The organism is Variovorax sp. dw_308, assembly GCF_019207085.1.
Lineage (GTDB): Bacteria > Pseudomonadota > Gammaproteobacteria > Burkholderiales > Burkholderiaceae_C > Variovorax.
In genome coordinates this window covers 106,701-130,161 of sequence record NZ_JAATOM010000020.1, presented here as the reverse complement: position 1 = coordinate 130,161, position 23,461 = coordinate 106,701, and the positions used below count along the sequence as shown (strand labels likewise).

Annotated in this window: 26 protein-coding genes; 13 read left to right on the top strand and 13 right to left on the bottom strand. The window is 67.9% G+C overall.

Features of this window, described 5'->3' with window-relative positions; all coding sequences use genetic code 11:
- A partial coding sequence (locus HCU76_RS28270; RefSeq protein WP_218511170.1) for a DUF3187 family protein occupies positions 1-969 on the top strand: 969 nt, incomplete at its 5' end.
- Between the two features lie 38 nt (positions 970-1,007).
- Complete coding sequence (locus tag HCU76_RS28265; protein WP_213958307.1) at positions 1,008-2,435, top strand: sigma-54 dependent transcriptional regulator; 1,428 nt, start codon at positions 1,008-1,010, stop codon at positions 2,433-2,435.
- Between the two features lie 51 nt (positions 2,436-2,486).
- Here HCU76_RS28265 and HCU76_RS28260 read toward each other — a convergent pair whose 3' ends face one another.
- On the bottom strand, positions 2,487-3,404 hold the full coding sequence (locus tag HCU76_RS28260; RefSeq protein WP_213958308.1) for an SDR family oxidoreductase: 918 nt from the start codon (positions 3,402-3,404) through the stop codon (positions 2,487-2,489).
- A 138-nt stretch (positions 3,405-3,542) separates the two neighbouring features.
- Between HCU76_RS28260 and HCU76_RS28255 the strand changes: the two genes are divergently transcribed.
- Positions 3,543-3,902, top strand: a complete 360-nt coding sequence (locus HCU76_RS28255) for an HPF/RaiA family ribosome-associated protein (RefSeq protein ID WP_218511169.1) — start codon at positions 3,543-3,545, stop codon at positions 3,900-3,902.
- A 52-nt stretch (positions 3,903-3,954) separates the two neighbouring features.
- Here the strand turns inward: HCU76_RS28255 and HCU76_RS28250 are convergent, their stop codons facing one another.
- From HCU76_RS28250 to gshA, 3 genes are all read right to left on the bottom strand, one after another.
- Positions 3,955-5,112, bottom strand: a complete 1,158-nt coding sequence (locus tag HCU76_RS28250) for an alpha/beta fold hydrolase (RefSeq protein WP_218511168.1) — start codon at positions 5,110-5,112, stop codon at positions 3,955-3,957.
- Between the two features lie 35 nt (positions 5,113-5,147).
- Positions 5,148-5,528 (bottom strand): response regulator, encoded by a 381-nt coding sequence (locus tag HCU76_RS28245; protein ID WP_213958311.1) that lies wholly within the window; start codon positions 5,526-5,528, stop codon positions 5,148-5,150.
- A gap of 264 nt (positions 5,529-5,792) precedes the next feature.
- A complete protein-coding gene (gene gshA, locus HCU76_RS28240; protein WP_218511167.1) occupies positions 5,793-7,346 on the bottom strand; it encodes a glutamate--cysteine ligase in 1,554 nt (517 codons plus the stop codon).
- Positions 7,347-7,550: 204 nt separating this feature from the next.
- Here gshA and HCU76_RS28235 point away from each other — a divergent pair, with 204 nt between their 5' ends.
- Positions 7,551-8,168: a DUF938 domain-containing protein gene (locus HCU76_RS28235; protein ID WP_218511166.1), complete on the top strand. Its 618-nt coding sequence runs from the start codon at positions 7,551-7,553 to the stop codon at positions 8,166-8,168.
- Between the two features lie 75 nt (positions 8,169-8,243).
- The gene (locus HCU76_RS28230) at positions 8,244-9,824 is read left to right on the top strand and encodes a protease pro-enzyme activation domain-containing protein (protein ID WP_218511165.1); all 1,581 of its coding nucleotides are present in this window, start codon (positions 8,244-8,246) and stop codon (positions 9,822-9,824) included.
- A 13-nt stretch (positions 9,825-9,837) separates the two neighbouring features.
- Here the strand turns inward: HCU76_RS28230 and HCU76_RS28225 are convergent, their stop codons facing one another.
- Positions 9,838-11,763: a potassium transporter Kup gene (locus HCU76_RS28225; protein ID WP_218511164.1), complete on the bottom strand. Its 1,926-nt coding sequence runs from the start codon at positions 11,761-11,763 to the stop codon at positions 9,838-9,840.
- Positions 11,764-11,994: 231 nt separating this feature from the next.
- Positions 11,995-12,657 (bottom strand): alpha/beta hydrolase, encoded by a 663-nt coding sequence (locus HCU76_RS28220; protein WP_218511163.1) that lies wholly within the window; start codon positions 12,655-12,657, stop codon positions 11,995-11,997.
- A gap of 62 nt (positions 12,658-12,719) precedes the next feature.
- Between HCU76_RS28220 and HCU76_RS28215 the strand changes: the two genes are divergently transcribed.
- Positions 12,720-13,397 (top strand): glutathione S-transferase, encoded by a 678-nt coding sequence (locus tag HCU76_RS28215; RefSeq protein ID WP_218511162.1) that lies wholly within the window; start codon positions 12,720-12,722, stop codon positions 13,395-13,397.
- On the opposite strand, the gene HCU76_RS28210 is transcribed toward HCU76_RS28215, so the two are convergent.
- Together HCU76_RS28210 and HCU76_RS28205 are read right to left on the bottom strand one after the other, a co-directional pair.
- Entirely contained in the window at positions 13,386-13,751 is a 366-nt protein-coding gene (locus HCU76_RS28210; protein WP_218511161.1) for a hypothetical protein, read from the bottom strand. The two genes, HCU76_RS28215 and HCU76_RS28210, sit on opposite strands and share 12 nt — an antisense overlap.
- 130 nt (positions 13,752-13,881) lie before the next feature.
- A complete protein-coding gene (locus HCU76_RS28205) occupies positions 13,882-14,664 on the bottom strand; it encodes a helix-turn-helix domain-containing protein (protein WP_218511160.1) in 783 nt (260 codons plus the stop codon).
- Between the two features lie 98 nt (positions 14,665-14,762).
- Here HCU76_RS28205 and HCU76_RS28200 point away from each other — a divergent pair, with 98 nt between their 5' ends.
- The 3 genes from HCU76_RS28200 (at position 14,763) to HCU76_RS28190 (ending at position 17,460) form a co-directional block, all read left to right on the top strand.
- Positions 14,763-15,014, top strand: a complete 252-nt coding sequence (locus HCU76_RS28200; RefSeq protein WP_213958319.1) for a hypothetical protein — start codon at positions 14,763-14,765, stop codon at positions 15,012-15,014.
- Positions 15,015-15,169: 155 nt separating this feature from the next.
- On the top strand, positions 15,170-17,263 hold the full coding sequence (locus tag HCU76_RS28195; RefSeq protein ID WP_218511159.1) for a prolyl oligopeptidase family protein: 2,094 nt from the start codon (positions 15,170-15,172) through the stop codon (positions 17,261-17,263).
- Positions 17,260-17,460 carry a hypothetical protein gene (locus tag HCU76_RS28190; protein ID WP_256354524.1) on the top strand — a complete coding sequence of 67 codons (201 nt, stop codon included), beginning with the start codon at positions 17,260-17,262 and terminating at the stop codon, positions 17,458-17,460. Before HCU76_RS28195 ends, HCU76_RS28190 begins: the two co-directional genes overlap by 4 nt.
- A gap of 21 nt (positions 17,461-17,481) precedes the next feature.
- Here HCU76_RS28190 and HCU76_RS28185 read toward each other — a convergent pair whose 3' ends face one another.
- The 4 genes from HCU76_RS28185 to HCU76_RS28170 are packed head-to-tail and all read right to left on the bottom strand — an operon-like array spanning position 17,482 to position 20,420.
- Positions 17,482-18,276, bottom strand: coding sequence for an alpha/beta hydrolase (locus HCU76_RS28185; RefSeq protein WP_218511158.1), 795 nt, complete (start codon positions 18,274-18,276; stop codon positions 17,482-17,484).
- 23 nt (positions 18,277-18,299) lie between these two features.
- On the bottom strand, positions 18,300-19,202 hold the full coding sequence (locus HCU76_RS28180) for a DUF808 domain-containing protein (protein ID WP_218511157.1): 903 nt from the start codon (positions 19,200-19,202) through the stop codon (positions 18,300-18,302).
- 25 nt (positions 19,203-19,227) lie between these two features.
- Positions 19,228-19,902, bottom strand: coding sequence for a PepSY-associated TM helix domain-containing protein (locus tag HCU76_RS28175; RefSeq protein WP_218511156.1), 675 nt, complete (start codon positions 19,900-19,902; stop codon positions 19,228-19,230).
- Positions 19,902-20,420 (bottom strand): GNAT family N-acetyltransferase, encoded by a 519-nt coding sequence (locus HCU76_RS28170; RefSeq protein ID WP_213958325.1) that lies wholly within the window; start codon positions 20,418-20,420, stop codon positions 19,902-19,904. The genes HCU76_RS28175 and HCU76_RS28170 overlap by 1 nt, the downstream gene beginning before the upstream one ends.
- 92 nt (positions 20,421-20,512) lie before the next feature.
- Here HCU76_RS28170 and HCU76_RS28165 point away from each other — a divergent pair, with 92 nt between their 5' ends.
- Genes HCU76_RS28165 through HCU76_RS28155 form a run of 3 tightly spaced genes read left to right on the top strand, consistent with a single transcriptional unit; the run spans position 20,513 to position 21,253 of the window.
- The gene (locus HCU76_RS28165) at positions 20,513-20,665 is read left to right on the top strand and encodes a hypothetical protein (protein ID WP_213958326.1); all 153 of its coding nucleotides are present in this window, start codon (positions 20,513-20,515) and stop codon (positions 20,663-20,665) included.
- The gene (locus HCU76_RS28160) at positions 20,662-20,931 is read left to right on the top strand and encodes a VF530 family protein (protein ID WP_213958327.1); all 270 of its coding nucleotides are present in this window, start codon (positions 20,662-20,664) and stop codon (positions 20,929-20,931) included. Before HCU76_RS28165 ends, HCU76_RS28160 begins: the two co-directional genes overlap by 4 nt.
- 10 nt (positions 20,932-20,941) lie before the next feature.
- Positions 20,942-21,253, top strand: a complete 312-nt coding sequence (locus HCU76_RS28155; protein ID WP_213958328.1) for a 2Fe-2S iron-sulfur cluster-binding protein — start codon at positions 20,942-20,944, stop codon at positions 21,251-21,253.
- 210 nt (positions 21,254-21,463) lie between these two features.
- On the opposite strand, the gene HCU76_RS28150 is transcribed toward HCU76_RS28155, so the two are convergent.
- Positions 21,464-22,720: an MFS transporter gene (locus tag HCU76_RS28150; protein ID WP_256354523.1), complete on the bottom strand. Its 1,257-nt coding sequence runs from the start codon at positions 22,718-22,720 to the stop codon at positions 21,464-21,466.
- A 45-nt stretch (positions 22,721-22,765) separates the two neighbouring features.
- On the opposite strand from HCU76_RS28150, the gene HCU76_RS28145 reads away from it, so the two are divergent.
- The gene (locus HCU76_RS28145; protein WP_213958329.1) at positions 22,766-23,431 is read left to right on the top strand and encodes an RluA family pseudouridine synthase; all 666 of its coding nucleotides are present in this window, start codon (positions 22,766-22,768) and stop codon (positions 23,429-23,431) included.
- Positions 23,432-23,461 lie beyond the last annotated feature (30 nt).

Sequence of the window (23,461 nt, the reverse complement as noted above, 5' to 3'; positions counted from 1 at the left end):
GCCACCCCCGAGCCGCAGGCGCCCGTGGCGCAGCTGTTCGACGAGCCCAGCGTGCTCACGCCGCGGGGCCACTTCGTGTTCGAACCCTCGCTGCAGTACGGCTACTCGTCCAGCAACCGGGTGGCGCTGGTCGGCTACACCGTGATCCCGGCGATCCTGATCGGGCTGATCGACGTGCGCGAGCAGAAGAGCAACACCTTCATCGGCGCGCTGACCGGCCGCTGGGGCGTAACCAGCCGCATGGAGCTGGAACTGAAGCTGCCATACGTCGCACGCTCCGATGCCACCGTGAGCCGCGAGGTCTTCACCGGCTCGGCGCAGGACAACGTCTTCAATACAAAGGGGAATGGCATCGGCGACGTGGAAGCGGCCATGCGCTACCAGCTGAACGCCGGCAAGGACGGCTGGCCCTACCTGGTCGGCGGGCTGCGCTTCAAGTCGCGCACGGGCAAGGACCCGTTCAGCGTCGTGACCGATTGCGTGACCCGTTGCGTGGGCAACACCACGGGCACCGGGCTGCCGACGGAACTGCCGACCGGCTCGGGCTTCTATTCATTGCAGCCCAGCCTGACCTGGCTGTTCCCGACCGACCCCGCGGTGTTCTTCGGCGGCATCAACTACACCTACAACTTCGGCCGCAACAACGTGAGCCGCACGGTGCTCAACGGCCAGACCGAGCAGCTCGGCGACGTCAAGCCGGGCAACGCCTGGGGCCTGAACCTGGGCATGGGCCTGGCGTTGAACGACCGCTCTTCCTTCAGCCTGGGCGTGGAGCTGTATTCCGTCGGCCCCACCCAGCAGAACGGCCAGACGGTCGCGGGCTCGGTGCGCACGCAGCTCGCTTCGCTGCTGCTGGGCTATTCCTACCGGATGAACGACCGCTCGACGATGAACTTGTCGGTCGGCGCCGGCCTCACGCGCGACACGCCGGACCTCACCCTGACCATGCGGGTGCCTTTCTCCTTCTGACCCCTTCTGACGGCTACAACGGCCACCGTGCCACCCTCATGCAACCGCAACACATCCTTTGCCTGAATCTCGAAGGCGACGCCGAAACCGCGGCGACGCAACTGACCGCGAACGGCTGGAGCGTCACGCAGGCGCGCGACGTCGGCTCGGCCGTGCGCATCCTGACGCACGGGAGCTTCCATGTCGGCCTGCTCATCGTCGGCGCCAAGCTGGGCGTGCCGGCCTCCGCCGTGGAGGCGCTGGTGGGCGCGTCGGACACCACGCAGTGGGTCGCGCTGTGCCAGCCCGAGGCGCTGGAGTCCGCCGAGTTCCGCGACCTGGTGCTCAACTGCTTCTTCGACGAACAGGTGCTGCCGGTGGACTGGGGCGACCTCTCGATGATGCTCGGCCATGCGCGCCAGCGCGGCATGCTCAAGCGCCGCCACCGGGCCGACGCGCGATCGGTCGATGCGCTCGGCATGGTGGGCCAGGGGGCCGACATGGCGCGCCTGCGCTCGGAAATCCGCAAGGTGGCGCAGACCGACGCGCCGGTGCTCATCGGCGGCGAAAGCGGCAGCGGCAAGGAACTGGCGGCGCGCGCCATCCACCAATGCTCGCAACGCGCGTCGGGGCCGTTCGTGGTGGTCAATTGCGGCGCCATCGCGCCGACGCTGATCCAGTCGGAACTGTTCGGGCATGAGCGTGGGGCCTTCACCGGCGCATCGGCGGAACGGCGCGGGCTGATCGAGGCGGCCAGCGGCGGCACGATCTTCCTCGACGAGATCGGCGACCTGCCGATCGAGCTGCAGACCAACCTGCTGCGCTTCCTGCAGGAGAAGACCATCAACCGCGTGGGCGCCGTGCGCAACCTGCACGTCGACGTGCGCGTGGTGGCTGCATCGCATGTGAACCTGGCCGAAGCGGTGGCCGTGGGCCAGTTCCGCGAGGACTTGTTCTATCGGCTCAACGTGCTGTCGATCGACGTGATGCCCTTGCGCCGGCGCATGGAGGACGTGCCGATCCTGGCCGAGCACTTCTTCCAGCGCTGCGCCGCCAAGACCCGCACCCATGCGCGCGGCTTCAGCCGGCAGTCGATGGAGGCCATGCAGGCCCACGCCTGGCCGGGCAACGTGCGCGAGCTGTTCAACCGCGTGCAGCGCGCCGTGGTGATGACCGACCGCCGCCTGATCGCGCCGGCCGACCTGGGCCTGTCGATGGCCGACAGCACCATCGGCATGGCGCTGAACACCGCGCGGATCACCGCCGAACGCGACGTGATCTGCCTCACGCTGAACCGCGTGGGCCGCAACATCACGCATGCGGCGCGCGAGCTGGGCGTCTCGCGCATGACGCTTTATCGCCTCATGGACAAGCACAGCATCGCGCTGGAGGCGGAACCCCGCCAGCAATCGGCGACGTGGGGCTCGGCGGCCAAGCCGATGCGGTCCAACGCGACGAGCGTGTCAGGGTTCGGGACGTCTACGTAGCAAGGAGCCGGCGTTGCCCGGCTCCCGCAGGTCTGCGGAGACCCGTCGGCCTCAAGCCAGGGCCTTCGCCGCAGCCATCGCCTTCCCGATCTCCACGGTGCCTTGCGCGGCGCCGCTCATCGGCACCTGCTCGCCGGCGCGGTCGGTCACCTCGGCAAGGCGGGCTAGGAGTTCCTCGGGTGCGTCGGGTGCGATGCCGATGTACGCACCCTGGGTCAGCGTGATGTGCGCCGCTTCGAACGAGCCGGCGCCGGCGCAGAGGATGGCGCGCGTCGGCGCATCCTGCGAGGCCAGCACCAGCATGGCGGGGACCACGCCTTCGGGCTTCAGGGCCTCAAGCACTTCGGCGGGCATCAGGTCCTCGGTCATGCGCGTGGCGGCCGTGGGCGCCAGGCAGTTGACGCGGATGTTGTTCTTCGCGCCTTCGATGCTCAGCGTCTGCATCAGGCCGACCAGCGCCATCTTGGCCGCGCCGTAGTTGCTCTGGCCGAAGTTGCCGTACAGGCCCGACGACGAAGTGGTCATCACGATGCGGCCGTACTTCTGTTCGTTCATCAGCGCCCAGACGGCCTTGGTGCAGTTCACCGCGCCCATCAGGTGGACGTCCATCACGAGCTTGAAGTCGGCCAGTTCCATCTTGGCAAAGCTCTTGTCGCGCAGGATGCCGGCGTTGTTGATGAGGATGTCGACGCGGCCCCAGGCGTCCACGGCCTGCTGCACCATGGCCTGCACGGCCTCGAAGTCGGTGACCGATGCGCCGTTGGCAATCGCTTCGCCGCCGGCGGCCCTGATCTCGTCGACCACGGCCTGCGCCGCGCTGACCGAGCCGCCCGAGCCGTCGCGGGCGCCGCCCAGATCGTTCACCACCACCTTGGCGCCGCGCGCCGCAAGGGCCAAAGCATGCTGCCGGCCCAGTCCGCCACCTGCGCCGGTGACGATGGCCACGCGGCCCTTGAATTCGATTGACATATTGCTCCTGTGAATGTGCGGGCAGTGCCCTTGCAAAAAGCATCGAATTTAAGGCACGTGGGAGCCGGAAGCCGTCACATCGGTTCATGATGAGGCAGGCAAACCGCCCGAAAGTGTTGAATTGGTCGAGGAGGCACCATGCAAATTCAAGTGAACGCCAGCAATGGCATCGAGAACAAGGATGCGCTGGAGCGCTGGGCAGACACGGAAATCAAGGGAATGCTGGCGCGATTCCTGGAAGAGGTCACGCGCGTCGAGGTGCACATGAGCGGCGAGACACCTGGCAAGAGCGGCGGCGGCGACAAGCGCTGCACGATGGAAGCACGGCTCGCGCATCACCAGCCGGTGGCGGCGACACACGACGCACCGTCGCAGGACGAGGCCTTCCGCGGTGCGCTGGCCAAGCTCAAGCGCCTGGTCGAGCACACGCTGGCCCGCATCGAAGGCCGCCGCGACCGCGATTCGATACGCAAGGACGTCGATATCGCGCCGGAGTGAAGCGGCGGTGCGGGCTCGACACAGGAGGCGCGCGTCCTCGCGGGGGACTTGATCAGCGCCTCAGTTGAGCCAGGAATTCGCCCAGGCGCTGGTTGACCGCCTCCGGCTGCTCCTGCTGCACCCAGTGGCCGGCGCCATTCACGAGGTGGACCGCGCGCAGGTCGGTGCAGGCCCTTCGCTGCATGGCCTCGAAGGCGCCCGGCACCTGGTGCACGCCCCAATCCTGGCGTCCGGCGATGAAACAGGCGGGCACGTCGATGGTCTTGCCCGCGAAGGTCTGCAACTCGGCCGCGAAGCGCGCAGACGTACCGCAGCGATACCACTGCAAGCCGCCCTGGAAGCCGTTGCGCGCGTACTCGGCGCTGTAGACCCGCAAGGCCTCGTCGGGCAGCCACCGGCAGGCGGAGATCGCCTCGGGCGAAGGCATCTCGGCGGCCACCGTGGCGGCCATGTCCAGGGCCATGTCCATCACGTAGTAGGTGGGCAGCGTGGCCAGCGCGTCGGCGTCGAGGCCGGGCAAGGGATGCGGCTGGTTGCCGGGCCACTCGGCGCTCTTGTGGTGGTAGTAGGCACGCAGCAAATCGTGCACGCCTTGTATCGCGCCGTGCATATCGGCATTGGCCTCGGGCGTCGAGTAGTACCACTGGTAGTGCTTGCGCGGACGCGGCAGCGCGGCCAGGGCGGCGAGCACGTCAGCCATCGACGCACGGGCGGGTGTGGGATGTCCGACTGTATCGAAGGGCAGCGCGGGCGGACCCGCGAAGGGCGCGCTCATCAAGACCACGGAGCGGAACACATCGGGCCGCAGCAACGCGCACCATGCCGCCACCGGCGAACCGAAATCATGGCCGACCACCGCCGCCACCTGTCGATGGCCGAGCGTGAACACGAGGCCGAGCACGTCACGCACGAGGTTGAGCATGCGAAAGGAGGCGAGATCGCCTTCGTCGTAGCGCGCATCCCATCCGGTGGTGCGGCCATAGCCGCGCTGGTCCGGCGCGATCACATGAAAGCCCAGCGCCGCCAGCGGCAGCATCTGGTGGCGCCAGCTGAAGGCCAGTTCCGGAAAGCCGTGCAGCAGCACGACCAGGGGTTGGCCGGGCTGCTCGAAGCCGGCTTCGAGCCAGTGCATCTGCAGGCCGTTGCCGTTGTCGGCAAAGCGGGAGCGCACGCCCTCGGGGAGCGGCAACGGGGACAGGTCTGCGGGCATGGGCTCGACTGTAGCGAGCCGCGCACACCGGGTCGTCAGTGCTGCTGGACGCGGCGCGACTCGAACCAGTCGACCAGCAATTCGAGTTCGGAGGACTTGTCGAAGAAGGCATCGACGCCGAGCGCCTGCGAACGCTCGCGCATCTCGGCCGTCGCGTAGTTGGTGAGCACGATCACCTGCTGGTTCTCGCTGCGGTCCCGGCAGGCCTTGATGACGCCGAAGCCGTTGCCCTGCAGCAGGAAAAGATCGACGATGGCCAGCTCCCAGTCATCCCGATGCGTGTGCAACCAGGCGACGGCTTCGTTTTCCGAAGCAGCACAGGCCACCACCTGGGCCTCGACCACGTCCTCGAGGAAACCCACGAGGTTTTCCCTGATGAGCGAACTGTCTTCCACGAGATATGTCTTGCAAGCCATGTGCTCACACTGCGCGTCCGGGACGGAGACGGCGGTGAGCGATGCGGGTCAATGTGGGTAGGCGCTCGCCTACCAGAAAATCTCCAGAAAGGCAGGCAGGTGCCTGCCTCTGATCACTCCCTCTCCCTTCGGGGAGAGGGTCGGGGTGAGGGCAAGCCCGGGTGGAAAGCGGCAGGCGACTGTTGCGGCGCGGACCCTCGCCCCAGCCCTCTCCCCAAGGGGAGACGGAGTGAACGGCTGGGCCCCGCGACGGGGCCCAGAATCTCAAGCGGCTACAGCCGCCCGACTCCGTATCCCCAAGCGCGCCGGGGAAACATACTGCTCGCGATAAATCTCGAACGGCATCGTGTCCGCCGCCTCGATCGACGCCTGTGCATCGAGCGAGTCCTGCGTCATCTGCTCGAAATGCGCGAGCTGGTGCGGCTCGAGCGGCTGCGCCAGGATGGCCTGGCGCGTCCGCTCCGACTGGGCACGCACGAAGCCGATGAAGGAGTTGTCATGGGCACTGGCCATCGCCGCCAGCACCCGCGCCGACGGCAGGCTGTCCGGGTTCTGGAGCGCGGCGGAAGCAGCGGCCAGGGCATCGGCATAGTCGTGGCCGCCATGCGCCGCATCCAGCGCAGCGGCGATCGGCGCGAACTCCTCGACCAGCTTCGCGCCCCAATCGGCAAGCGACACATCGGCCCCCGCTTGCCGCAATTTCAGTCCGGGCTCGCGGCCGCGCGCGGCGGTCAGGTGCTGGTTGTGCGCCAGCTCGGCGATTTCCTGCGGCGTGTCGTCGGGGCTGTCGCTGAGCAGGCAGTGCAGCAGGAACACGTCGATGAAGCGCATGGTCTGCGCCGAGATGCCGACCGGCTCGAAGGGGTCGAGGTCCATCAGCCGCACCTCGACGTACTCGACGCCGCGCTCGCGCAACGCATGCAGCGGGCGCTCGCCCGAATAGATCACGCGCTTGGGCCGGATGGTGCCGTAGAACTCGTTCTCGATCTGCAGCAGGCTGGTGGCCAGCTGGTTGTAGTCGCCGCCGAGGTTCTGGATGCCGATGGTCTCGTAGGCTGGCCAGGGCTTGGTCAGCGCTTCCTGCAGCGAGGCGCCGTAGCCGTCCAGGCTGTTGTAGCTCACGGCCAGCGAAGCCTGCGCCTCGCTCTGGTAGCCGAGCCGTCCCATGCGCAGCGAGGTGCCATGGGGCATGTACATCGTGCCGCCATCGCCCAGCGGCTGCAGTTCGTGCGGACGGCCGGCCACGAAGGTGGCGCACAGGGCCGGCGATGCGCCGAACAGGTACAGCAGCAGAAAGGCATGCCGGCGGAAATTGCGGATCAGCGCGAAGTACTGTTCGCTCGACACCTCCGGCAGCGACCAGTTGTAGTGGATGCCCGAGATGGTCTGCATGCGCCGCCCATACCGGTGGCTCAGGCCCATGCGGTAGACGCTCTTGGCGCGGCCGACATTGGACGAGCCGTAGAGACCGATCGGAATGGTCTCGTCGGTCGGCAGGCCGCAGGGCATGCTCGACACCCACAGGCGCTCGTCGCCGGCCTCGGCCAGCACGCGATAGGTGAACTGGTGCACGTTGACGAGTTCTTCAAGCGCCGCCTCGGGGCTGGCATGTACGCCGGTGATCAGTTCGAGCTGCGATTCGCTGAAGTCGGTCGTGATGTGCGGATGCGTGAGCGCCGAGCCCAGCGCCAACGGATGCGGCGTGAGCGCGAGCTTGCCGTCGGGCTGGGCCCGCAGACTCTCTTTCTCGATGCCGCGCCGGATTCCCTTCAGCCGCGCGGGCGAGAGCGCATTCAACCGCTCCGTCAATTTGCTCATAGGTTCTGGTCCAACTCGGTTCTTTTGTGGGGCTGGAAGGTAGCACGGGCCGGCAACGCCCGCTGGCGTGCGCTCGATGGCCGGATGCTGGCTCGGGAAACCGATGCACGTCATCCTGTTTTACCAGCAGATGGGGGATGCGCCAGATGGACGCGGGCGGCTATTTTCGCATTGAAACGAGGCATCGCAGGTACAGTGCCCGGCATGCCCAGCCCACGCACCTGCAGCCCCGCCGCCGAACGCAATGGCCCGCCCATTCTCGACGTGCTGCGGCGGCTGTTGCCCGCCCGGGCCCGCGTGCTCGAAATCGCGAGCGGCACCGGCCAGCATGCGGCTTTCTTCGCGGCGGCGATGCCGGGCTGGAAGTGGCAGCCGAGCGATGGCGACGCGCAGTCTGTCGGCTCGATCGACGCCTGGCGCACGGATGCGGCCAACGTACTGCCGCCAGTCGTGCTCGACGTGATGGCCCGCGACTGGCCGGTGCGCGGCCCTTTCGATGCGGTGTTCTGCGCGAACATGCTGCACATCTCGCCCTGGGCCACCTGCGCGGCGTTGCTGCGCGGCGCGGCACGCGTGCTGGCGCCGGACGGCCTGCTGGTCACTTACGGGCCGTACCTGCAGGACGACGTGGAGACGGCGCCGGGCAACATCGACTTCGACGCCAGCCTGCGCGCACGCAATCCCGCCTGGGGCATACGGCGCGTCGAGGACGTGGCGCAAGAGGCTGCGGCCATGGGGCTGCGCCTGGTGCAACGCACGCCGATGCCGGCGAACAACCTCATCCTGGCCTTCGCCCACGCCTCCATTCCCCAGAGGAGATAGGCAAGCCATCCGTCAGTCAAGGGTCAGACCCGTAAGCGCACACTCCGCGCCCCTCTGACCCACAAGGAGATCGAGATGGCCACTGGCACCGCACGCGTCCCCGTACCCGGCAGCGACAAGAAGGCCGTTGCCGGCGCCCAGTCCACCGGGCTTGTTCCAGACGACGAGCGCATCGACGTCACGGTGCGCATCCGCCCCCGGACCGCGATCCAGAGCCTGGCGCAGGGATCGGTCCAGGCCGATGCCCTGCCCTCGCAACGCAGCTACCTGAGCCGGGAGGAGTACAGCGCGAGCCACGGCGCCGATCCGGCGGACATCGCCAAGGTGGAGGCCTTCGCCAAGGCGCACGGCCTGAGTGTGGTGGAAGCCAACGTCGAGCGCCGCAGCGTCGTGCTCTCGGGCGATGCCAAGTCGATGTCGGCAGCCTTCGGCGTCGCGCTGCACGCCATGGAGCACGAAGGTGGCACTTACCGCGGCCGCACCGGCAGCATATCCGTGCCGGCGGACCTGGCGGACGTGGTAGTGGGCGTGTTCGGGCTCGACGACCGCCCGCAGGCCGACCCGCACTTCCAGCACAAGGCGCTGGCCCGCGCGTTCACGCCGCGTGCCGGCTCGGCCTCCTTCACGCCACCGGCGCTGGCCAGGCTCTACAGCTTTCCGACCGGCCTGGACGGCTCGGGCGAATGCATCGGAATCATCGAGCTGGGCGGCGGATTCCGGCCGGCCGACATCAAGGCCTACTTCGGCGGACTGGGCCTGCCCGTGCCCGCCGTCAAGGCCGTGTTGATCGATGGCGCGCACAACCACCCGACCAATGCCAACGGGGCCGACGGCGAAGTGATGCTCGACATCGAAGTGGCCGCGGCCGTGGCGCCCAAGGCGAAGATCGCGGTCTACTTCGCGCCCAACACCAACCAGGGCTTCCTCGACGCCATCACCCACGCGGTCCACGACAAGGTGAACAAGCCCTCGGTCATCTCGATCAGCTGGGGTTCCGCCGAGTCCAACTGGACGGCCCAGGCCATGACGCAGTTCGACCAGGCCTTCCAGGCCGCCGCCGCGATGGGCGTGACGGTCTGCTGCGCGGCGGGCGACAACGGCTCGGGCGACGGCGTGGGCGATGGCGCCGCGCATGTCGACTTCCCGGCGTCCAGCCCGTTCGCGCTGGGCTGCGGCGGCACCCGCCTCACGGCGACGGCCGGCAAGATCACGGCCGAGGTGGTGTGGAACGAAGGCACCGACAGCTCGACCGGTGGCGGCGTGAGCACGACCTTTGCGCGGCCCGCCTACCAGGCCAATGCCCATGTGCCGGCGGCCCCGAACAAGTTCGTCGGGCGCGGCGTGCCCGACGTGGCCGGCGATGCGGACCCAGCCAGCGGCTACGAAGTGCGGGTGGACGGCCAGAACATGGTGATCGGCGGCACCAGCGCGGTGGCGCCGCTGTGGGCCGGCCTGATTGCGCTGATGAACCAGAAGATCGGGAAGCCGGTGGGCTTCCTGAATCCGTTGATCTACGGCCAGTTGGCCGGCAAGGGCCTGTTCAACGACATCACCGTCGGCAACAACGGCGCCTACAACGCCGCTGCCGGATGGGACGCCTGCACGGGCTGGGGTTCGCCGAATGGCGCGAAGCTGCTGAAGGCGCTCGGCGGGTAGTCAGGCCGGGCAGTCAGATCTCGACCCGCGTGCCTAGCTCGATCACACGGTTGGCCGGCAGCTTGAGGTAGTCGGCCGCATTGCCGATGTTGTGCGCCATGGTCGCGAACAGCTTCTCGCGCCATATCGGCATGCCGGCACCGAGCGTGGGCACCACGGTCGCGCGGCTGAGGAAGTACGAGCTGCGCGCAGGGTCGAGCAACACACCCTGGGCGGTGCAGCCCTGCAAGGCGAGCGGCACGTCGACCTCGTCCTTGAAGCCGTAGCTGATCGTGACCTGGTAGCACTCGGGCGCGAGCATGCTGACCGTGACGCGCTCGGTGTCGGGCACGCTCGGAATCTCCTGGATGGCCACCGTCACGAACAGCACGCGGCCATGCAGCACCGCGTTGTGCTCGAGGTTGTTCAGCAGGGCATGCGGCACCACGTTCGGGTCGATCGACATGAAGATGGCAGTGCCGGCGACGCGCACCGGCTGCTGCGCGAGCAGCGAGTCCATGAAGGGCTTGAGCGGCGTCGCGCCGGCGCGGGCGCGCGCTTCGTCCAGCATCATCTGGCGCCCGCGGCCCCAGGTCGCCATCACGGTGAAGATGAACAGGCCGATGAGCAGCGGGAACCAGCCGCCCTCCACGATCTTCAGCAGGTTGGCGGCGAAGAAGGTCAGGTCGATGACGAAGAAGAAGCCGGTGGCCAGCACGCACAGCAGCCAGTTGTAGTGCCATGCGTAGCGGATCACGTAGAAGGTCAGGCAGGTGGTGATCAGCATGGTGCCGGTCACCGCGATACCGTAGGCCGCGCCCAGGTTGGTGGACGAGCCGAAGCCGATCACGGCGGCGATGACGGAGGCCAGCAGCATCCAGTTGATCGCGGGCACGTAGATCTGCCCGATCTGTTCGTCGGAGGTGTGCTTCACGGCCATGCGCGGCAGGAAGCCCAGTTGCACCGCCTGCTTGGTCATCGAGTAGGCGCCCGAGATCACGGCTTGCGAGGCGATCACCGTCGCCACGGTCGCGAGCACGACCATCGGCACCAGTGCCCAGGGCGGGAACATGTGGAAGAACGGATTGTCGAGCGCCCCCGGGTCACGGATGAGCAAGGCGCCCTGCCCCAGGTAGTTCAGGGCCAGCGCAGGGAACACCAGCACGAACCACGAGAGACGGATCGGCGGCGCGCCGAAATGCCCCATGTCCGCATAGAGCGCCTCGGCGCCGGTCAGCGCCAGCACCACCGAGCCGAGCGCGACGAAGGCCAGCCAGCCGTGGTGCGCACAGAAGGCCAGGGCCTGGAGCGGATTGAGCGCCGCGAGGATCGCCGGCGTCGCCATCGTGTGCATGAGCCCGGTCAGTGCCAGCACCAGGAACCACGCCACCATCACCGGGCCGAACACAGCGCCGATGCCGGCCGTGCCCCACTTCTGCGCCACGAACAGGCCGACCAGCACGGCGAGCGTGATCGGTATCACGTAGGGCGCGAGCCGGGGCGCCGCGATCTCCAGCCCCTCGACCGCGCTCAGCACCGAGATGGCGGGCGTGATGACGCCGTCGCCATAGAACAGCGCCGCGCCGAAGACGCCGAGCAGCAGCAGGCCGTGCCGCAGTCGCGGGCGGTCCGCCACCGACGAGGAGGCCAGCGCCAGCAGGGCCATGATGCCGCCTTCGCCGTGGTTGTTGGCCCGCATGATCAGCACCACGTACTTCAGCGACACCACCAGCATCAGCGACCAGAAGATCAGGGAGATCACGCCGAACAGGTTGGCCTGGTCCAGCGTCAGCCCGTTGGCCGGGTCGAACACCGTCTTCATCGTGTAGAGCGGACTGGTGCCGATGTCGCCGAAGACCACGCCGATGGCGGCCAGCGCGAGCCCGGGCAGCGCTGCCCGGTTCTGCCCTCCGTGCGCGGAGATGGGTCCGGACTTGGGGGTGCCTGCGGATACCGTCATGTCTCGCCTCTTTGGAATGGAAGTCGCCAGGGCCGCGTCGCCTTTGGCAGTATGGCCCTGTCAACCTGACCGTGGGCCACTTCTCGCGATGGCGCTCGCCGCGACGGCCGGCGACGGTCTAAGTGCCGTGCGTGGGCCTGCGCTCGCTCGAGGACTTCGTGCCAGAGGCGGGGGGGCTGACCATCAGCATGGGCGTGGTTGCCGGACGACGGGCAAGCGCGCCGATGCCATTCAAGCCAGCACCTTCCGGAGCCACGCGCCGAGGTCCGCAATCTCCTCCAGGCACACCGAATGCTCCATCGGGTATTCATGCCACTCGATCCCATAGCCCAACGCCGTGAGCGCATCGCGCGAGGCGGTGGCGCGCGCGATCTGCACCACGCCATCGCGCTGCCCGTGGGCCATGAAGATCGGCACGTCGCGGTTCATGACGGTGGCCTCGGCGGCCGTCGTGGCAGCCAGCGGCAGGTAGCCTGAGAGCGCGACGATGCCCGCCAGCCTCTCTGCATGCCGCAAGCCCGTGAGGAGCGCCATCGCGCAACCCTGCGAGAAGCCCGCGATCACGATGCGGCTGGCCGGGATGCCGCGCGTCTTTTCCTTCGCGATCAGGGCCTCGATGCTGGCCATCGAGCGGCGCAGGCCTGCCTCGTCCTCGCCCTTGTCGCCGATCGGTCCGTAGATGTCGTACCAGGCCGGCATCGGGTAGCCGTTGTTGATGGTGACCGGCATCACCGGCGCGTTGGGAAACACGAAGCGGATCGAGCCGATGCCGCCGAGCTCCAGTTCGTTGCAGATCGGCACGAAGTCATTGCCGTCGGCGCCGAGGCCGTGCATGAGGATGACGGACGCCGTGGGCTTCGGGCCGGTTTCGATTTCGATGGGGGCGAGTGACATGGTGTTCAGGGTTGGAGGGGTTGGGCCGGTGTGGCGTGGCGCCGATTTTGTAGCATCGGCGAATGCCCAGCGCGAACGCCTTGCCCATCCTCTATTCGTTCCGCCGATGCCCCTATGCGATGCGTGCCCGCTTTGCGCTGGCGACCAGCGGCCAGCCATGCGAGCTCCGCGAAGTCGTGCTGCGCGACAAGCCGGCCGAACTGCTGGCGGCATCCCCCAAGGGCACGGTGCCGGTGCTGGTCGACACCGACGGCACGGTGATCGAACAAAGCCTGGACATCATGCTGTGGACTTTGAACCGGCACGATCCCGCACGCTGGCTGCAACCCGAACACGGCACTGCAGACGACATGCTGGCGCTCATTGCCCGATGCGACGGCGACTTCAAGCAGCAACTGGATCGCTACAAGTATCCGAACCGGTATGAACGCGCCGACGCGGCCCTTCATCGCTCGAATGGCGCGCGCTTCCTGGAAGAACTCGACGCGAAGCTGCGCGATGCGAGCCATCTGTTCGGGCAGCGACCCGCGCTGGTGGACTACGCCATCGCACCCTTCGTGCGGCAGTTTGCGCAGACCGACGTGGCGTGGTTCGACGCGCAACCCTGGCCCGCCTTGCAGGCCTGGTTGCGCGCACTCACGGGGTCCACGCTGTGGACCGCCGCCACGCAGAAGTACCCGGCGTGGAAGACCCGCCAGGCCGGCGTCACGTTTCCGGAACAGGTCGCCTCAAGGCTTTGATGCGAGGTCGCGGCAGCGCTGGAGATTGGCGTCGAACTTCGGCGCCAGGCCGGGTTCGCACTCGCTGGCCTTGGGCATCACGCGGCAGAGCCCGACAATGACGAAGTCGTTCACGGCATCAGTGCACGTCGCGTACTGCGCCAGCGCGGGGTTGGCGGTCGTCTTGAAACCCCAGGCCTCCGAAAACGCCATGATGCGGCCCATCGCCTGCTCGAAGTAGTCGCGGTCGCGTTCCTTGACGGCCACTTCCATCTGCGGCAACTCGGCGTTCAGGAAGCGCATGGTTGCGCCCGGGAAGTCGGAAGGCACCGGTTGGGCCTGCGCCGCGACGCAGAGTACCGCTCCGAATGCCAAGGTGGCTACTGAGCGTGCTGCGATCTGAATAAAAGATGTCTTGCGTCGAAGTGGCATACGGTGCATCGGTTCTCTCAAATCATTTCCTGCGCGGATTGTCCAACATGCGCCGATTGACTCGCGCGCCGGTTCAGGAACGCACCGCGAACTGCGAGGGTGTGGCGCCGAACAGCCGCTTGAACGCCGCGATGAAGGTGCTGACGCTCTCATACCCCAGCGACCAGGCCACCTGGTTCACCGGCATGCCGCCCGCCAGTTGTTCCAGCGCCTGCACCATGCGCGCGAGCTGGCGCCATTGCACGAAGGGCATGCCGGTTTCCTTCGCGAAATTGCGGCTCAGCGACCGGCCGCTCAGGCCTGCCCAGCGTGCCCACTCGTCCAGGCTTCGCTTGTCGCCCGGCTCGCTCGCCAGCGCTCGTGCGATGCGGACCAGCCGACGCTCCTGGGGAAACGGCAATTGCAGTGGTTGGGCGACTGCCACCGCCAGTTCATCGAGCAGCACCTCGAGCAGGCGCTGCTGCGGCGGCTGCAAGGCGCCCTCGTCCCACTGCGATGCCCGCTCCATGATGGGTGCCACCAACGCCGAGCAAGCCAGCACGCATGGCTCGGCAGGCAAGATAGCGCAGTCGCCCGGCGCAAGATAGGCGCTCCAGCCTTCCACGGTGCCATGCAACTGCGCGGCGTGCAGGAAGCCCGGCGGGATCCACCCGATTCGGCCCGGTGGCATGACCCAACGGCCGGCGGCCGTGTCGATCGTCATCAGTCCAGCGTTCAAGGCGCCGAGTTGTCCACGCACGTGACGATGCGGTTCGGATTCACGCCGCTCTCCGGCCTCCATGCGCAACACGATCAGGCGCGCGCCATCCGACCGGTCGATGGCATTGCGCAGGATGGAATTGACGGATGAACTCAACTTGGCGTCAAAAGAGAATGCAGTGGCATCGTAACGATACAGCGCCAACGGCGTGCAGCCGCACACTGCAGTCTTTACCCTTCAAAGGAACCAGGATCATGAAAGCAGAAGAGTTGTTGCCGGATGCGGTGAACGCGATGCAGTTCGGTGGCGTCACGGTGCGCAAAGGTTCGGTGGGTGCATTCATTGCCAATGCGCGCCTGTTGGCGGCGAGCGATGCGACGGCCGAGGCGCGCGCGCTCGCGCAGTCGGACCTGCTGGCGCTGGTGCCGGCTTTGCGTGCGATCGGCTTGTTCGAGGTGCTTGAAGTGCGCGACCCCTGGTTGCGAGAGCTGGTGGAAGCTGGGTGACCTTTCGGCCAGCGCGACCTCCGCCTGATCGCGGAGGGCCACGACGTTGCGATGGCCGACCCCGGCGAGGCGCGCTTGCTGTGTCTCTGCGATCGGCCGGTTCCTCGGTCAAGGCCGAACGTTGCGACGAAGCGGGTTGCCCTTAAGCTCGCCGGATGCCCGCGCCATCCGACCTCGCCAAGTTGCCCACCCTCCAGTCCCCTGACGACGACCCGCACCTCTGGCTCGAAGACGTCGACGCGCCTGCTGCCGTCCAGTGGGCCGATGCGCAATCCGGCCGCACCTTGGCCGCGTTCGGCGACGATCGATTCGCGCAGGACCGCGATGCGCTGCAGGCCATCTACGACCGCGACGACAACCTGCCGATGATCACGCGACGCGGGCCGCTGCTGTTCAACTTCTGGAAAGACGCGGCAAATCCACGCGGCATCTGGCGCACCACGACGATGGCGCGCTTCAGGGCCGGCCAGCCTGAATGGGACGTGTTGCTCGACCTCGACGCGCTGGCCGCGGCCGAAGGCGAGGACTGGGTCTGGGGCGGCGCCAGCACCCTGCCCCGCACGCACGACCTCGCGATGCTGCGCCTGTCGCGCGGCGGCGGTGATGCCGTCGTACTGCGCGAGTTCGACATGGCCTCGCGCAGCTTCGTCACGGGCAGCGATGCCTTCACGCTGCCCTCCTCGAAGGGCGGCGTCGAATGGCTGGACCGCGACACCTTGCTGCTGCTGTCCGCGCTCGGCGACGACAACGCCACGCAGTCAGGCTACGGCCGCAAGGTGTGGCGCTGGCGGCGCGGGGCCGACCCGCTGCGGTCCCCGTTGCTCTTCGAGGTTCCGGCCACGCACATGTCCGCGGGCATGCAGGCGGGCCGCACCGGCGAGCGCGAATGCGTCTGGTATTTCGCGCGGCCCGACTATCGCAAGCTGGTGCTGTGGATGGGCGACCGCCAAGGCCCGAAGACCCTCATCGACATCCCGGCCGACGCCATCCCGGAGATCTACGAGGACTGGATGGTGCTGCGCCTGCGCAGCGACTGGGCCCTCGGTGGCACCACGTGGCGCGAAGGCAGCGTGCTCGGCATCAGCCTCGCCGCGTACATCGGCGGCAGCCGCGCCATGGACTTGCTGTTCGAGCCCTCGGACCGGCGCGCGGTGCAGGGTTTTTCATGGACGGGTGGACAACTGCTGCTGTCGATCCTCGACAACCTGAACCCCGTCTTCCAGCGCTGGACACCGTCGGCGCAAGGCTGGACCTGCACCACGGTCACCGGCCTGCCAGAAGGCGGCACCGCCTACCTCTGGCCGCTCGATGCCTGCGAGGAAGAATCGAACGGCGATGCGCTCGCGATGTGCCTCGGCCCGCTCACGCCCGAGTCGCTCTATCTGCTGCCCGCCGATGCCGGCAGCGCGCAACTGTTGCAACGAGCACCCGAACGCTTCGACGCACGCGGACTGGTCACGACGCGGCACGAGGCCATCTCGACCGACGGCGTCGCCGTCCCCTACACGATGACCGGCCCGGCCGACCCCACGCTGCATGAAGCCGGCCGCGCGCCGGTGCACCTCTACGGGTACGGCGGCTTCGGCGTCTCGGTGCTGCCGGGCTACAACGCGTCGATCGGCAAGCTCTGGCTGGAGCGCGGCGGCGTGTCGGTGGTGGCGCAGATCCGGGGCGGCGGCGAGTTCGGCCCGGCCTGGGAAGATGCCGGCCGGCGCGAAGGCAAGCGCCAGTCGCACGATGACTTCGCCGCCGTCGCCGCCGACCTGGTGCGGCGCGGGGTGACGGTGCCCAGGCGCATCGCGGCAGAGGGCGGCTCCAACGGCGGCCTGCTCATCACCAACATGCTGACGCGCTACCCCGAGCGCTTTGGCGCGCTGTTCTGCACCATCCCGCTGGTCGACATGCGGCGCTACAACAAGCTGTTGGCAGGCGCGAGCTGGATGGCCGAATACGGCAACCCGGACGTCCCCGGGGATTGGGCTTTCCTGCAGCACCTGTCGGCCTACCACTGCGCGGAGCCGGGCCACGGCTACCCGCCGATCCTGCTGGCCAGCAACCGGCGCGATGATCGCGTGCATCCGGGCCACGCGCGCAAGATGGCCGCCAAGCTGCAGGCCATGCTGCAACCCGCGTGGCTGCTCGAACTGGATGCCGGCGGCCATGCCTACGGCAAGAACAATGCCGAGCGCGCCACCTTCACGGCGCTCGGATACGCCTTCCTGCGGAGATCGATCGAATGGCAATCATGAAAGACAACGCCCACCTGCTGCCTCGCGGCATCGCCTGCATCGTGATCGGCCTGGCGATCCTGCTGGCGCCGGGCTTCCTGCAGTCGCAGGCCTATCGCGAGATGTTCGCCGGCGCCTACGTGGTCGGCTGGTTCGCCATCGTGCTCGGCGTGGCGCTGATCGTGGTGGGACTGGTCAAGCGCGGCAAGGGGCGGTGAAGGCAGAGCTGAAGGCCCGACCTATTTGCCGAGGATCCACGCGGAGATCCGCTGGACGACTTCGCGCTCCAGCCCGTTGAAGCCGTGATAGGCCATGGCTTCGCAGGGATCGCCCTTGTTCTCGCCGCCATTGAAGCTCAGCAGTTCCTTGCGCGGTGAGTTCGCGAGCTTGGCCATGAGCGCGGGCACTTCGGCAAAGGGGCAAGACGCGCAGCCATCCTGTTCGTGGTGCACGACGAGAACCGGCACGCGGATCTTTTCCAGCGGCATGGCCGGGACGGGCCGGCCGTTGTCGTCCTTGAGGACGGTCGAGGTCAGCACGATGCCGTCCGGCCCTTCGAGCCCCGATAGCCCGGTGGCGACGAAGGCCACGGACTGCGTTCCGCGACTCGTGCCCACGAGCCATACCGGCGCCTTCGATTGCTCGCGCATCCACGCGATGGCCGCGCGGACGTCTGCCTCATGCTCCGGCTTCTGGCGAAAGCCGGCGAGGAAGGGTGGACGCTGGCGGTCCGAAGGCGCATCGATGACAGCGACCATGAGCCCCTGCTCTGCAAACAGCTGTCGCGCGCGGACCAGGAAGTTGCCGGCGCCCCAGTTGAACGAGCCATTGGGGTAGATCTGCAGGCCACCATGCCCACCGGCGAACAGGATCACCGCGGCCTTCGTGGTTGGCGGCGTCAGCACGAGCATTCGCTGCGTGACGCCGGGGCGGGTCGGGATATCGACCACCTGCTGCGTGGTCTGCGCCTGGACCTGCGAAGCAGCCAGTGCGATCAGAAGACCGGTGAGCCAAGCCTGGATCGAATTACGCATCGACGATACCTCCGGGGGCAACGCTACTTCTTCAAGACTTTCTTCACTACCTCGACCACTCCCAGCACCACGGCGCCGGCCACCACCCCCACCAGCCCATCCACCACCATCGTGAGCAGCGAGCCGCCTATCCCTCCGATGCCCGCGGCCCAAGCCTCCACGGCATGGCCCAGGGCCGGCACGCCATGGACCAGGATCGAGCCGCCCACCAGGAACATCGCGGCCGTGCCGGCCACCGACAGCGCCTTCATCAGCCAGGGTGCAAACGCCAGCAGCCCGCGGCCCAGCGCGCGTTGGGCCGCGCCTGCACGCTGGCTCAGCCACAGGCCCGCGTCATCGAGCTTGACGATGCCCGCCACCAGGCCATAGACGCCCACGGTCATGATGATCGAGATGCCGACCAGCACCGTCAGCTTCGAGGTGAAGGGCTGGTCCGCCACGGTGCCCAGCGTGATGACGATGATCTCGGCGGACAGGATGAAGTCGGTGCGCACCGCGCCCTTGACCTTGTCCTTCTCCGCCGCGACCACGTCGATCTCAGGCTTGGCGATGGCGTCGACGTGGTGCTTGACCTCGGCTTCGTGCTCGGCCTTGTGCAGGTACTGGTGCGCGAGCTTCTCCACGCCCTCGAAGCACAGGAACGCACCGCCCACCATCAGCAGCGGAATCACCGCCCATGGCAGGAAGGTGCCGATGAGCAGGGCCAGCGGCACCAGGATCGCCTTGTTGATGAACGAGCCCTTGGCCACCGCCCATACGACGGGCAGCTCGCGGTCCGCCTTGACGCCGGACACCTGCTGCGCATTCAGCGCCAGGTCGTCGCCGAGCACGCCCGCGGTCTTCTTGGCCGCCACCTTGGTGAGCATGGCGACGTCGTCGAGCACCGTGGCAATGTCATCCAGCAGCAGAAAAAGGCTCGCGGCCATCGGCAACTCCCTTGCAAGCGAAAAATCAGAGATTCGTCAGCGCCAGCGTCAGCAACGCAGCCACCGACAGGCCGAAGATGCTCAGGCCCAGCTTGCGGCGCCGATGCGTCAGCAGCCACAAGGTCACGCCCGAGAGCGACAGGAAGATCAGGCTGCCGGCCAGCGTGTCGATCAGCAATATCCACGCCACCGGCATGCCGTTGCCCTTGTGCATGCTCGTGAGCGTGGCGATCAAGCCATTGCTCGTCGTGGCCACGCCCACCGAGCGGTTGCCTTGCCAGTAGTCGACCTGCACCGTCTCGCGCGGCCCGCCGAAATTGAAGATCCAGTGCGCAGGCTGCGTGAGTGCGGGCGCGGTCTTGTCGCCCTTCTCGGCCCAGGCCACGGCGCGGCCGGGTTCGATGCGCGTGTTGTTGGGCGGGGCGTTCAGGCGCAATGCATCCTGCAGCCAGGCGGCCATGGCCTCCGGCGTCTCGGGCACCGGATCGGGCAACGCCAGTTGCGCGCGGCTGCGTTCCTGTGCCTGGGGCAGCTTGAGCACGTTGCGATGGTTGAGCCAGATGCCGCTGAAGCCCATCACCAGGCCCAGCACGGCGCCCCAGAGGCCGAACCAGCCATGCATGTCGCGCAACCAGCGCACCAGCGCCGTGCGACGCTGCTGACTCGTGTCGCGCGCGGTAACCGCGGTGGTGGTGTTCATCAGGCGACGCTGCGCTTGAGGCGGACTTCCTCGATCTTGATGCCGCCGACGGAGGTGGTGCGGGCCGTCTTCATCTCGCGCTTGAAGCCGGCGAGTTCATGGAAGCGGATCGCGCGGTCGTTGCGCAGCGGCACCCAGATGGTGACGGAGGTGCAGCCCTCTTCTTCCAGGCCTTCGCGGGCGGCATCCCACAGCGCGACGCCCACACCCTTGCCCCAGTGCTCGGGCTTGACGTAGATGGCCCAGATCTCGCCGGCGGTGGACGGTGTCTTGGGGTCGCGCGAGCGGTCGAAGCCGACGAAGCCGACGACCTGGCCGTCGAGTTCGGCCACGTGGACCTGGGGCTCGCTGAACTCGATGGCTTCGCGCCACTTGGCCTCGCGCGTGGCCGGGGCCAGCGCCTTCAATTGGTCTTCGGGCAGCAGGCCCTCGTAGGCGGCGCGTGCGGCGGCGGCATGGACTTCGGCAACAGCGCGGGAATCGCTCATCTCGGCGGGGCGAACTTGGTAATCAGACATGGATCGAACAACAAACGGAATCGGGGCGCTATTGTCGCTGCCCCGCTAAACTGCCTTGCTTCTTATCCCCTGCACCCCCAACGGAGTTCGTCATGGCCAAAGGTCAACAAAAAACCAACAAGGAATCGAAGAAGCCCAAGAAGGACACTTCGCCCCCCAAGGCGCCAGCGGCCGGCGGCGGCGAACTGGTGCGTCCCACCGTCACCACCGCGGTGATCCCGCGCGGCAAGCTCAAGAACAAGTGAGCGAATCGCCGCCCGCCCAGCCACGCAACCCGCTGCACGGGCTGACGCTGGAAGCCATCGTCACCGCGCTGGCGGATCACTATGGTTGGGAAGGGCTCGGCGAGCGCATTCCAGTGCGCTGCTTCACGCATGACCCGAGCGTCGGGTCGAGCCTCAAGTTCCTGCGCAAGACACCGTGGGCGCGGGAGAAAGTCGAAAGCCTCTACCTCTTCATGCTGCGCGACATCCGCCGCAACCGGCTTGCGGAGCCCGGCGACGATCCATGAGCATGACCCGATGAGCGAAGAAGTTCCAGCGCTCCCACGCTGGACCGTGCGCGTAGAGCCGGCCGGCTATGCCTTCGACGCCGCACCCGGCCAGAGCCTGCTGCGCGCGGCGCAACAGGCCGGCGTGGAACTGCCCAGTTCGTGCCGCAACGGCACCTGCCGCACCTGCCTGTGCCGCATGCTCGAGGGCAGCATCCGCTACCAGATCGATTGGCCCGGCGTGAGCGTCGACGAACGTGACGAGGGCCTGATCCTGCCCTGCGTGGCCGAGGCCACGAGCGACCTCACGCTCGACGTTCCGCTCGCCTACCGGTTCCTGTAGCAACGGCTTTCATGAACGGCCGCCCTGTGCATGGCGGGCCGCGCTTCCCTGTATTGCCTCTTGCGTTCGCATGTGAGGGGGCACATCGTCGCAACCGGTCAGTCTCCGGGCCCGCAAGCGCACCGGGCGCCTCCGGGGTCGCCGGACACCTGCGCTACGCCGTAACCCTGGAGGCTGCGGATAGCCGCAGGATCCTCGCGGCTGCCGCGGCTATTTCCTGGATGGCGTCGCGTCGGCCGTCGCCACGATCCGGTCGCGCCTGGCCAGGGATGGAAACAGCCACAGCCAGCCCACCGCCACCAGCACCGTGCCCACGCCGCCCGCCACCACCGAGCCCACCGGGCCGAGCAAGGCGGCGGTGGCGCCCGATTCGAACTCGCCCAGCTGGTTGCTCGCGCCGATGAAGATCGAATTCACCGCACTCACACGGCCACGCATCTCGTCGGGCGTTTCCAGTTGCACCAGCGTCTGCCGGATCACGACATTGACCATGTCCGCGCCGCCGGACACCGCCAGCGCCAGCAGCGACACGACGAAGTTCTGCGAAATGCCGAACACGATCATGCAGACGCCGAAGGCCGCCACCGCCGCCAGCAGGGTGCGGCCGACCTTGCGCTCGATGGGCCGGCGCGTCAGCGCGATCGAGGTCAGCAGCGCCCCCACGGCGGGTGCGCCACGCAGCAGGCCCAGGCCCCAAGGCCCGGTGTGCAGGATGTCCTTGGCATAGATCGGCAGCAGCGCCACCGCGCCGCCCAGAAGCACCGCGAACAGGTCGAGCGAGATCGCGCCGAGCACGGTCTTGCGACGCCAGATGAAGTCCACCCCCGCGAACAGCGTCTGCAGCGTGACCGGCGCCTTGGGCGGCGGCGCATGGGCATAGCGCAGCCGCGCCACCAGCACGCCGCCCGCGACGAACAGCAGCATGCAGGCGCCATAGACCACGCTGATGCCGGCCACGAACAGCAGCCCGCCGATGGCCGGACCCGCGATGATCGCGCCCTGCGTGCCGGCCGAGCTGAAAGCCATCGCACGCGGCAGCATGATCGGCGGCACCAGCATCGGCGTGAGCGCCTGCTGGGCCGGCATCTGGAAGGCCCGCACCGCGCCCAGCACCAGCGACAGGCCCAGCAGCAGCCCGCGCGAATCGAGTTGCAGGCGGCCGGCGACCAGCAAGGTCAGCGCCACTGCCGCCTGCACGGAAAGACACGCGGCCACGATGCGTCCGCGATGGTGCCGGTCGACGATGTGGCCGGCGTAGAGCGCCAGCAGCAGCGCCGGCACGAACTGGAAAAGACCGACCAGGCCCAGGTCCCACGCCTTGCCAGTGAGGTCGTACATGTGCCATCCGATGGCCACCATCAGCATCTGCGTGCCGGCCGTGCCGAACAGGCGCGACATCCACATGTGCATGAAGGACCGCTCGCGCGTGAGCTCGGAAAATCCTGGGGCGGCTTGGGGCTCGGGCATCGCTTCGAGGATAGCCGAGCACCCACACCCCTAAACTGACCGCCGATGATTCCCCGCGATCACGAAGCCCACGACACTGTCCGCGCGATTCACGAGGATGCGCACCTGCTGGTCCTCGACAAGCCCGCCGGCCTGCTCTGCGTGCCGGGCCGCGGCCCGGACAAGCAGGACTGCCTGAGCGCGCGTGCCCGGCAGCGATGGCCCGATGCGCTGGTCGTCCATCGGCTCGACATGGCCACCAGTGGCCTGGTGCTGATGGCGCGCAGCGCGCCGATGCAGCGTGCGCTGGGCGATGCCTTCGCGGAACGCCGCGTGGACAAGCGCTACGAGGCGGTGGTCGACGGCCTGCTGCCCGTGTCGGCGGACTGGGCCCTGATCGACGCCCCGCTGATCGCCGACTGGCCGCGCCGCCCCCTGCAGAAGATCGATGCCGCCGGCAAGCCGAGCCAGACGCGCTGGCGCGCCCTGCGCCAGGGGCACGACGCCACGCACGTGGAACTGGAACCGCTCACCGGCCGCTCGCACCAGTTGCGCGTGCACCTGCTGTCGATCGGCCATCCGATCCTCGGCGACGCGCTGTATGGGAGCGACGCGGTGCAGGCCCGCGCGCCGCGCCTCCTGCTGCATGCCACGTCGCTGGCCTTCACGCATCCCGCGACGCAGGAGCCGATGCGTTTCGAAAGCCCGGTCCCTTTCTTCATCCCGGACTGACCGTCGCGATCAAGCGAGGCTGCGCGCAGG

Excerpts from the sequence above, each read along its gene's own strand:
- HCU76_RS28220 (WP_218511163.1), bottom strand. The coding sequence starts at position 12,657 with ATGTCACTCGCCCCCATCGAAATCGAAACCGGCCCGAAGCCCACGGCG.
- HCU76_RS28245 (WP_213958311.1), bottom strand. The coding sequence starts at position 5,528 with ATGGCTTGCAAGACATATCTCGTGGAAGACAGTTCGCTCATCAGGGAA.
- HCU76_RS28225 (WP_218511164.1), bottom strand. The coding sequence starts at position 11,763 with ATGACGGTATCCGCAGGCACCCCCAAGTCCGGACCCATCTCCGCGCAC.
- HCU76_RS28155 (WP_213958328.1), top strand. The coding sequence starts at position 20,942 with ATGAGCGAAGAAGTTCCAGCGCTCCCACGCTGGACCGTGCGCGTAGAG.
- HCU76_RS28150 (WP_256354523.1), bottom strand. The coding sequence starts at position 22,720 with ATGCCCGAGCCCCAAGCCGCCCCAGGATTTTCCGAGCTCACGCGCGAG.
- HCU76_RS28175 (WP_218511156.1), bottom strand. The coding sequence starts at position 19,902 with ATGAACACCACCACCGCGGTTACCGCGCGCGACACGAGTCAGCAGCGT.
- HCU76_RS28265 (WP_213958307.1), top strand. The coding sequence starts at position 1,008 with ATGCAACCGCAACACATCCTTTGCCTGAATCTCGAAGGCGACGCCGAA.
- HCU76_RS28170 (WP_213958325.1), bottom strand. The coding sequence starts at position 20,420 with ATGTCTGATTACCAAGTTCGCCCCGCCGAGATGAGCGATTCCCGCGCT.
- HCU76_RS28185 (WP_218511158.1), bottom strand. The coding sequence starts at position 18,276 with ATGCGTAATTCGATCCAGGCTTGGCTCACCGGTCTTCTGATCGCACTG.
- HCU76_RS28165 (WP_213958326.1), top strand. The coding sequence starts at position 20,513 with ATGGCCAAAGGTCAACAAAAAACCAACAAGGAATCGAAGAAGCCCAAG.
- HCU76_RS28180 (WP_218511157.1), bottom strand. The coding sequence starts at position 19,202 with ATGGCCGCGAGCCTTTTTCTGCTGCTGGATGACATTGCCACGGTGCTC.
- HCU76_RS28250 (WP_218511168.1), bottom strand. The coding sequence starts at position 5,112 with ATGCCCGCAGACCTGTCCCCGTTGCCGCTCCCCGAGGGCGTGCGCTCC.
- HCU76_RS28215 (WP_218511162.1), top strand. The coding sequence starts at position 12,720 with ATGCCCAGCGCGAACGCCTTGCCCATCCTCTATTCGTTCCGCCGATGC.
- gshA (WP_218511167.1), bottom strand. The coding sequence starts at position 7,346 with ATGAGCAAATTGACGGAGCGGTTGAATGCGCTCTCGCCCGCGCGGCTG.
- HCU76_RS28255 (WP_218511169.1), top strand. The coding sequence starts at position 3,543 with ATGCAAATTCAAGTGAACGCCAGCAATGGCATCGAGAACAAGGATGCG.
- HCU76_RS28260 (WP_213958308.1), bottom strand. The coding sequence starts at position 3,404 with ATGTCAATCGAATTCAAGGGCCGCGTGGCCATCGTCACCGGCGCAGGT.
- HCU76_RS28230 (WP_218511165.1), top strand. The coding sequence starts at position 8,244 with ATGGCCACTGGCACCGCACGCGTCCCCGTACCCGGCAGCGACAAGAAG.
- HCU76_RS28195 (WP_218511159.1), top strand. The coding sequence starts at position 15,170 with ATGCCCGCGCCATCCGACCTCGCCAAGTTGCCCACCCTCCAGTCCCCT.
- HCU76_RS28235 (WP_218511166.1), top strand. The coding sequence starts at position 7,551 with ATGCCCAGCCCACGCACCTGCAGCCCCGCCGCCGAACGCAATGGCCCG.
- HCU76_RS28200 (WP_213958319.1), top strand. The coding sequence starts at position 14,763 with ATGAAAGCAGAAGAGTTGTTGCCGGATGCGGTGAACGCGATGCAGTTC.
- HCU76_RS28145 (WP_213958329.1), top strand. The coding sequence starts at position 22,766 with ATGATTCCCCGCGATCACGAAGCCCACGACACTGTCCGCGCGATTCAC.
- HCU76_RS28190 (WP_256354524.1), top strand. The coding sequence starts at position 17,260 with ATGAAAGACAACGCCCACCTGCTGCCTCGCGGCATCGCCTGCATCGTG.